This window comes from Microbacterium sp. HMWF026, assembly GCF_003061325.1.
Classification (GTDB): Bacteria; Actinomycetota; Actinomycetes; order Actinomycetales; family Microbacteriaceae; genus Microbacterium; species Microbacterium testaceum_E.
Genome location: NZ_QAJB01000406.1, coordinates 1 through 1,455, shown reverse-complemented (window position 1 = coordinate 1,455; position 1,455 = coordinate 1). Strand labels below are relative to the sequence as shown.

The following is a 1,455-nucleotide window of genomic DNA, read 5'->3' as shown; positions in this document are numbered from 1 at the left end:
GGGCCGGGCAAGCCGACACCGCCGTCGAGCCCTTCGAGTTCGAGGGAACGCACCTCGTCCCCGTGACCCTGTCGGCCGCGGACGTCGAGCTGTACTACGAGGGCTTCTCGAACGACACGATCTGGCCGCTGTACCACGACGTGATCGCCGCCCCCACCTACAAGCGCGCGTGGTGGGACGCCTACGTCAAGGTCAACCGGCGTTTCGCCGAGGCCGCCGCCGACGTCGCCGCCGAGGGCGGGATCGTGTGGGTGCAGGACTATCAGCTGCAGCTCGTGCCCAAGATGCTGCGCGAGCTGCGTCCCGACCTGACGATCGGGTACTTCCACCACATCCCGTTCCCCGCGTACGGACTGTACGCCCAGCTGCCTTGGCGCAAGCAGGTCCTCGAGGGACTGCTGGGCGCCGACGTGATCGGCTTCCAGCGGGTCGCCGACGCCGGCAACTTCGCCCGCGCCGTGCGGCGTCAGCTGCGCTACGAGACCAAGGCCAGCGGCATCCTGGTGCCCGAGGGTGAGACGACGCGCGTCGCCCTCGCCAAGGCGTTCCCGATCTCGATCGACGCGGACTCCTACATCGAGCTCGCACAGAAGCCCGAGATCCAGCAGCGCGCGAAAGAGATCCGCGAGGGACTCGGCAACCCGCGCAAGATCCTGCTGGGCGTCGACCGCCTGGACTACACCAAGGGCATCCGCCACCGTCTGAAGGCATGGGGCGAACTGCTCGAGGACGGCCGCGCCACCGTCGAGGACGCCACCCTCGTCCAGGTCGCCAGCCCCAGCCGCGAACGCGTCGAGGCGTACGTGCAGCTGCGCGACGAGATCGAGATGACCGTCGGCCGCATCAACGGCGACCACGACACCACGACCCACACGGCGATCCGCTACCTGCACCAGTCGTACCCCCGCGAAGAGATGGTCGCGCTGTTCCTCGCCGCCGACATCATGCTCGTCACGGCGCTGCGCGACGGCATGAACCTCGTCGCCAAGGAGTACGTCGCCAGCCGCGTCGACAACCGGGGCGTGCTGCTGCTGAGCGAGTTCGCCGGCGCCGCCGACGAGATGGGTAGCGCCCTGCTGATCAACCCGCACGACATCGACGGCATGAAGGATGCCATCGTGCGCGCCCTCGAGATGCCCGCCGCCGAGCAGGGCCGTCGCATGCGTGCCCTCCGCAAGCGCGTGCGCGATCACGACGTCGAGGATTGGTCCGAGGACTTCCTCGAGGCCCTGTCGGTCTTCCACGAGAAGGCGTCGAGCGCCGCCGCCGCGGCCCAGATCACCGCGGACGACGACGGATCGACCCCCGAGCGCGAACCGATCGACGAAACGGATGCCGGATGACCGCCGCCTGCGCCCCGACCGGCCGCACCACGGCGGAGGGTGCCCCGTGACCGCCGCCGACGCCACGGTCGAGGCCGTCGCCACCACCGACGAGCTGCTGATCGCCCTGGAC

General features: G+C 69.7%; 1 protein-coding gene. It reads left to right on the top strand.

The window, feature by feature from the left end; all coding sequences use genetic code 11:
- Positions 1 to 1,343 (top strand): trehalose-6-phosphate synthase (locus DBR36_RS14945; protein ID WP_108320540.1); only part of this gene is annotated, 1,343 nt, incomplete at its 5' end.
- Positions 1,344 to 1,455 lie beyond the last annotated feature (112 nt).